The sequence below is a fragment of the Lacrimispora sp. genome, assembly GCF_032078915.1.
GTDB lineage: Bacteria > Bacillota > Clostridia > Lachnospirales > Lachnospiraceae > Lacrimispora.
In genome coordinates this window covers 67,779-74,108 of the sequence record NZ_DAMAUN010000025.1, presented here as the reverse complement: position 1 = coordinate 74,108, position 6,330 = coordinate 67,779, and the positions used below count along the sequence as shown (strand labels likewise).

At 50.1% G+C, this 6,330-nt stretch carries 8 protein-coding genes; all 8 read right to left on the bottom strand.

Annotated elements, in window-relative coordinates:
• Nucleotides 1-10 precede the first annotated feature (10 nt).
• Nucleotides 11-391 carry a fumarate hydratase gene (locus RT269_RS12170; RefSeq protein WP_331664149.1) on the bottom strand — a complete coding sequence of 127 codons (381 nt, stop codon included), beginning with the start codon at nucleotides 389-391 and terminating at the stop codon, nucleotides 11-13.
• 62 nt (nucleotides 392-453) lie between these two features.
• Complete coding sequence (locus RT269_RS12165) at nucleotides 454-1,995, bottom strand: FAD-dependent oxidoreductase (protein ID WP_442913815.1); 1,542 nt, start codon at nucleotides 1,993-1,995, stop codon at nucleotides 454-456.
• 71 nt (nucleotides 1,996-2,066) lie between these two features.
• Complete coding sequence (locus tag RT269_RS12160) at nucleotides 2,067-2,741, bottom strand: 4Fe-4S dicluster domain-containing protein (RefSeq protein WP_313182930.1); 675 nt, start codon at nucleotides 2,739-2,741, stop codon at nucleotides 2,067-2,069.
• Nucleotides 2,742-2,752: 11 nt separating this feature from the next.
• Nucleotides 2,753-3,586 carry an FAD/NAD(P)-binding protein gene (locus RT269_RS12155; RefSeq protein ID WP_313182928.1) on the bottom strand — a complete coding sequence of 278 codons (834 nt, stop codon included), beginning with the start codon at nucleotides 3,584-3,586 and terminating at the stop codon, nucleotides 2,753-2,755.
• Complete coding sequence (locus RT269_RS12150; protein WP_313182927.1) at nucleotides 3,579-4,625, bottom strand: 4Fe-4S dicluster domain-containing protein; 1,047 nt, start codon at nucleotides 4,623-4,625, stop codon at nucleotides 3,579-3,581. The genes RT269_RS12155 and RT269_RS12150 overlap by 8 nt, the downstream gene beginning before the upstream one ends.
• On the bottom strand, nucleotides 4,625-5,500 hold the full coding sequence (locus tag RT269_RS12145) for a 4Fe-4S dicluster domain-containing protein (RefSeq protein ID WP_313182925.1): 876 nt from the start codon (nucleotides 5,498-5,500) through the stop codon (nucleotides 4,625-4,627). The genes RT269_RS12150 and RT269_RS12145 overlap by 1 nt, the downstream gene beginning before the upstream one ends.
• Nucleotides 5,488-5,937 carry a hydrogenase iron-sulfur subunit gene (locus RT269_RS12140; protein ID WP_313182924.1) on the bottom strand — a complete coding sequence of 150 codons (450 nt, stop codon included), beginning with the start codon at nucleotides 5,935-5,937 and terminating at the stop codon, nucleotides 5,488-5,490. Before RT269_RS12140 ends, RT269_RS12145 begins: the two co-directional genes overlap by 13 nt.
• Nucleotides 5,928-6,330, bottom strand: a 403-nt coding sequence (locus RT269_RS12135) for a 4Fe-4S dicluster domain-containing protein (protein WP_313182923.1), incomplete at its 5' end; no start/stop codon positions are given. The genes RT269_RS12140 and RT269_RS12135, both read right to left, overlap by 10 nt.

Below are 6,330 nucleotides of genomic sequence, written 5' to 3'. Positions count from 1 at the left end.
TCCGTATAGATTAAAGCCGGAGTGTTATCCCCGTATTTCCCCGCCTTACCGGGTCCTTTACAACGGATTTTCTTAAAAATCCCTTTTCGTAGCCTCTGCGGACCCCTTCATTGATTGCTTCGGTCAAGTCCCCGTCAACAAAGTGGACATCCTGGCCGATCTCAAGAAATACACAAGCCATGCCTGTATCCTGACAGATGGGAACATCTTCCCTTTCTGCGATTTCAAAGTTCTCGATAATATTGTCAAGAACTCCGCTGGCAATGTCCCAGTCCTCACAGGCGCGGCAGGTTTTGATCGCCTTCTTCACATCTTCTGGTAAGTACTGATTTGCATCAATGCACAGCTTTTCTACTACGTCGATCAATGTCTTTACTGATATTTCTCTCATCTTTTCCTCCTTCTTGCCCATGCTTTTTGGGCATATAGGTATCCCCGCAGGGGGCTTCCTCCTTATAGCTGCCCCGCTGTTCTGGCATACTTTGGCAAAAGCAGCGGGGAAATTTTATCCGTAACAATACCGGCCCTTTGGCACTCCTCTTCCATCTCTCTTATATGTGTCAAAGTAAGCTTCCCTGTATGTACGTCTTTCACGCGCCTGGCCGCACATGTTCCGGCATTGCGGCCAAAAACAATAATATCCAGAAGAGAATTCCCCATAAGACGGTTCCTTCCGTGAATCCCTCCCACCGCTTCTCCTGCCACAAATAAGTTCTCTATGGTGCTCTGGCAGTCCGCTCCGATCTCGATTCCGCCGTTTTGATAATGGAGGGTAGGATAGATCAATATAGGTGTTTTTCTCATATCAATTTCATATTTTAAATACATGCGCAGCATTCCGGGAAGACGCTTTTCCAGGGTTCCTTTCCCATGAATCAAATCGATCATGGGCGTATCCAGCCAGATCCCCTTCCCAAGAGGAGTGACAACCCCTTTCCCGTTTGCACACTCTCTGATAATGGAGGCGGCGGACACATCTCTGGTCTCCAATGGGTGCATGAAAGCCTCTCCCCCGGCATTGACCAGCATGGCGCCTAAGGAACGGACCTTTTCCGTGACCAAAGCCCCATAAATCTGCTCCGGAAAAGCGACCCCCGTGGGATGGTACTGAAGGGTGTCCTGATAGAGAAGCTTTGCCCCTGCCCGATAAGCCAAAACCAGGCCGTCGGCCGTGGCTCCGTAGTGGTTGGAGGTAGGAAATCCCTGATAGTGGAGCCGTCCGGCTCCCCCAGTGGCCAGAATAACGGTTTTTGCCCTGGCTGTTAGAAGCTCTCCTGTTTCCATATTCATAAGGACTGCTCCCGCCGCTCTTCCCTCCTCACCTAAAATGAGTTCAATGGCAGAGGTGTAATCAGCCACGGAAATCGGGAGGTTTAATACTTCATCCCGGAGCACCCTCATGATTTCCGCACCCGTATAGTCAGCCGCAGCGTGCATGCGCTTTCTGGAAGTGCCGCCGCCGTGGGTGGTGATCATGTTTCCGTCTTTGTCCTTGTCAAACATCACTCCCAGCTCATTTAACCATTTAAGGGCCCCCGGAGCTTCCATGACCAGCTTTTTCAAAAGCTGGGGCCGGTTGGCGAAATGTCCCCCTCCCAAGGCGTCTAAGTAGTGGATCTGGGGGGAATCGTTTTCTTTGTCTGCAGCCTGGATCCCGCCTTCCGCCATCATGGTGTTGGCATCCCCCAGACGGAGCTTTGTGACGATCAATACCTCTGTTCCTGCCTTGGAAGCCTCAATGGCAGCCGCACAGCCTGCTCCCCCTCCTCCGATGATCAGAACGTCCGTATCGTAATCCGGAGATGATAAATCCACGTCAGTGTCCCTGATCCGGCTCCTGGCCTGCAAAAGGACTCCCAGTTCCCTGGGCACTTTTTCTCCCTTATTGGGGCCAGCCTTCAATATGACAAACTCTTCCTCTTTATAATCCGGATGATAGGCCTTCAGCAGCTTTTCCTTTTCTTCGGCCGTCATTCTCCTGGGCTCTGTCTCCATCCGCTCTTTTCTGGTGGCCTCGACCTCTTTTACGGAATCCATCATCTTGGCTGTAAACATGTCTATTCCTCCTACTTTTCGATTTCCCTGGTATTATAAAGGTTTTTCAGTTCTTCCAGGGGTTTTGCCATGATCGCTTCGATCAGTTCCGTAAAATCGCCGGCTTCTACCTCTCTTACCCGGTTGGTTAAGTGCCTTGCCTCCGGAGCCAGATATTTTCCGGTGATCCGTCTGGCTAAAAGGCCCACCTGGGGATGGGAAATTCCGGCCGGGCACCTGGAAGAACAAATTCCGCACATCACACAGTCAAAGGACTCTTCGGCACATTTTTCTAATTCCCCTCTCTGGGCATATGCGATGTACTGCATGGTGTCCAGGCCCTGAGGGCAGCTCTTGGTACAGGCCGCACACCCGATGCACTTGTAGATTTCCGGATACAGCTCCATCATGACCTGTTCATTGACCGGAACCTGGCTTATGTCATAAACCTCTTTTACCAGAGGGAAAAAGGGAAGGGTGGCTACATACATATTTTCCCGGACCTGGGTCTGGCAGGCCAGACAGGTCTTTAATTCCCTGTCTCCCTTGATACGGTAAATCGTGGCACAGGCTCCGCAGAAGCCGCACCTGCAGCCGCAGCCCCGCACAAGCTGGTATCCTGCGTACTCCATTGCTCCCATTATGGTTAAATTGGACGGAACCGTGTATTTTTTACCGAACAGATAAACAGTAATCATGTCATTCATTGGTCAACCTCCTAATATTCAGAGGGCAGAACGCCCAATTCATCATAACGGAACACCGGTCCATCCTTGCAGACGTACTTAGAGCCTATGTTGCAGCGTCCGCATTTGCCCACTCCGCATTTCATCTTAAGTTCCATGGTCGTATAGATTTCAGTACTGGCAAATCCCATTTCTTCCAGTGCCTGAAGCACAAATTTTATCATAACAGGCGGACCGCAGACCAAAGCGGTTCTGTTGTTAGAAAATTTCAGCTCCCTGACATAATCAGGCACAAAGGCCACGTTCCCATCCCAGCCTTCTTCCGCCCGGTCTATGGTCAGATGGACACGGAAGCCCTCCACGTTTGACCAGTCTTTCCTCATTTCTTCTAAATCCACAAGATCCTCTGCCGAACGGGCTCCGTATACAATGTCCACCAAGCCGTAATCCGCCCGGTTATCAATGACGTAATGAATTACAGACCGCAGAGGTGCGATTCCGATCCCCCCGGCAATAAAAAGCAGGTTCTTTCCTTTCAATTCCGTATCAACGGGAAAATAATTGCCGTATGGTCCACGCAGGGCAATTTCCTGCCCCTTTTCCATCTGGTGGAGCCAGTCGGTGAGGCAGCCGCATTTTTTAATGGAAAACTCCATGTAATTCCGGTTCGTAGGGGAGGAAGTGATGGAAAACATGGCTTCCCCAACTCCTGGAATCGAAAGCATGGCACATTGTCCCGGCATATGTTCAAAGGGTTTGCTGTCCTCTAACCCATTTACGCGGAAGGTTTTCACATCCGGTGTATCTCTTCTTACATCTGTAATCACGCCGATTCCCGGAATCAATACATTGGTTCTGTTACTCATCGTTTCCTCCTTCGGCGTCTGACTCTCCTAGAGCTTTTATCACTCTGACAATATTTAAGGAAGACGGACATTTGCGCAGACACCTTCCACAACCCACACAGGAATATACTCCGCCGTTGTTTTCCGGAAAATACACCAGCTTATGCATGAATCTCTGGCGGAACCGCTGCATTTGGCTGTTTCTGTTATTCCCATGGGACATCTCCGTAAAACCCGGATACATGCAGGAATCCCAGCAGCGGAATTTCCTGATTTCATGGCCTGCGTTGTAGTCGCATATATCATAGCACTGGCAGGTAGGGCATAGAAACGTGCAGATCCCGCAGCCGAGGCAGGTATCGGATAAGGTTTCCCATTGTTCCGACTCAAACAAATCCATGGAGGAATCCGGATGTTCAAACCGTCCCAGGCTCAAATTCTTAAGAGGCAGAGCTTCCAGCTTTTTCCGGATCTCTGCTTTCTGCTCTTCTGCCTTTTTGCGGTCTCCCTCTTCAAACAAGGCTTCGACTAATTCCGTTAATGCTTCTCCCTTTTCGGTCATGCTTTTCCAGTAAAGTTCTCCGTCTGCGATCCAGACGGACACATCTCCTCCCGGCCAGGCAGGGTCGATGCCAAAGGTCTGGCAAAAACAGGTGTCTTCCGGATTCTCACAGGCCAGAGCCACCACATACCCATTCCTTCTTTTGGATTCATAGCAGGAATCGCAGGGCGTGCTTAGGAACACCCGGTCCAGGATCTCAAAGCTTCTCCGGTCGCAGGCTCTTACACCAAAATAGACAGAGCTGATTTCCTCCCCTTCTTCGGGAACAATGGAAAGACCTCCCTCTTCTCTCCGGGCACGGTATAAAGTTTCCGACTGGGGAAAGAAAAAGGACTTGGGTGCATGATCTGTCAAAAGAGTATCAAGACATACGGTATCTCCCTTGTTCCATGGAAAGAACGAGACACTCCCCGCCTTTTCCATGGGAGCAAAAACCTGGTGCTCCTTTGAAAGTTCCAGTAAAAGCGCATCAAGATGTTTCAATGGCATTGTTAACATTAAGACACACCGCCTTTCCCGTATACGGCCGAAACTTCCGGATCAGACTCCTTAAAATCCGTTAACGGAGATCTGGCTTCCGGACTTTCTCCTGCCTGATAGGTTCCGTACCGTTGGTTAATCTCCTCAATCATTTTCCGGTTAAGCAAATAAAGAGGAATGTTCTGGGGACAGACCCGGCTGCACTCCCCGCAGTCTGTGCACCTTCCCGCTACGTGGAAGGCTCTTATGATATGAAACAGATTTTCTTCAAAAGCATCGGAATTGGCCTTTGCCTCTATTCCGGAATCCCGGTTGTCAAACACACATTTGATACAGCTGCAGGCAGGACATATGTTGCGGCAGGCATTGCAGCGGATGCATTTGGAAAGCTGCCCACGCCAAAATGCAAAACGTTCCTCTGCAGTCATCTGGTTTAATTTCTCTTCTTCCCTGGAAGGGACCGGAGCCGGAACGGACAGATCCGATTCTATGATCTGGTCGGAGGCCTTGAAATCATTGCCCTTACAGGAAAGACATTTGAAGAGAAGGCCTTTTTCATCCCTCATTCCACCGCACGGAACGCCCAGAATGTAAACCTTTTCCCTGTTTACCCGGTTTTCCAATAAAAGCTGGTTAAATCCGTATGTATCGCAGGGCTTTAATAGGACCAGTACCTTTCCTTCCTTTTCCATTTCTTTTATGAGGAATTTGCTTAAATTTCCCCCGCAGTGCTCATTGTAAACCAGATGAGAAATACGTTCCCGGCTCCGGAACAGGGCGGGAGCCGCGTCATGGTCAAAGAGTCCTTTTTCCCATGCCAGAATCCGGTTTACTTCTCCATCATCCCAGAGCTTTTTACACGTTTCTTTTATGGTCTTTTCTATGGCATGCATCGTAAATCCCTCAGCTTTCTGTTTGGTCCCAGTTCTTTTATCGTCTGGGTGAAGGCATTCATGGTCGCCGAGAACTTGGCACCCTCTGCTGCGGAAATCCATTCCACCCTGGTTCTTTCCCTTTCAATTCCCAGGTAATCCAACATGTCAAACAACAGAGCCATCCTTCTTCTGGCATAGTAATTGCCTGTGGAATAATGGCAGTCACCCGGATGGCAGCCGGCTAAGATCACGCCATCTGCCCCCTTTTCAAAAGCCCTTAACAGGAATAAGGGATTCACCCTGCAGGAACAGGGAACCCGGATAATCTTTACTTCTGCCGGATAGGAAGAGCGGCTGGAACCCGCCAGATCGGCCCCTGCATAGCTGCACCAGTTGCAGCAAAATGCCAGGATAAGAGGCCGGAACTCCTTGTTGCTGTTATCTTCTATCTGCATATCGCATCTACCTCCGCCATAATCTGTTTTGCAGTAAATCCCTTTAAGTCCATGGCTCCGGATGGGCAGGTCACCGTACAGGCCCCGCAGCCCTGGCACACCGCCTCGTTTACCACAGCTATCCTCCGCATCTGCCTGGCTCCATGATCCCGGATTTCTCTCACTTCGTAGTCAATCGCTCCGTAAGGACAGACTTTGGAACAGCCAGAGCACCCGCTGCACAAACGTTCCTCTGCCTTTGCCACTTGAGGGTTATTAAGAAGCTTCTTCTTACTTAAAAGTCCGATGACCTTTGCTGCGGCTGCTCCTGCCTGGGCCACTGTCTCTGGAATATCCTTGGGACCCTGGCAGGTTCCTGATAAGTATATTCCTGCAGTGGGACTTTTTACGGGC

Excerpts from the sequence above, each read along its gene's own strand:
- RT269_RS12170 (WP_331664149.1), bottom strand. The coding sequence starts at position 391 with ATGAGAGAAATATCAGTAAAGACATTGATCGACGTAGTAGAAAAGCTG.
- RT269_RS12165 (WP_442913815.1), bottom strand. The coding sequence starts at position 1,995 with ATGGAGACAGAGCCCAGGAGAATGACGGCCGAAGAAAAGGAAAAGCTG.
- RT269_RS12160 (WP_313182930.1), bottom strand. The coding sequence starts at position 2,741 with ATGAATGACATGATTACTGTTTATCTGTTCGGTAAAAAATACACGGTT.
- RT269_RS12155 (WP_313182928.1), bottom strand. The coding sequence starts at position 3,586 with ATGAGTAACAGAACCAATGTATTGATTCCGGGAATCGGCGTGATTACA.
- RT269_RS12150 (WP_313182927.1), bottom strand. The coding sequence starts at position 4,625 with ATGTTAACAATGCCATTGAAACATCTTGATGCGCTTTTACTGGAACTT.
- RT269_RS12145 (WP_313182925.1), bottom strand. The coding sequence starts at position 5,500 with ATGCATGCCATAGAAAAGACCATAAAAGAAACGTGTAAAAAGCTCTGG.
- RT269_RS12140 (WP_313182924.1), bottom strand. The coding sequence starts at position 5,937 with ATGCAGATAGAAGATAACAGCAACAAGGAGTTCCGGCCTCTTATCCTG.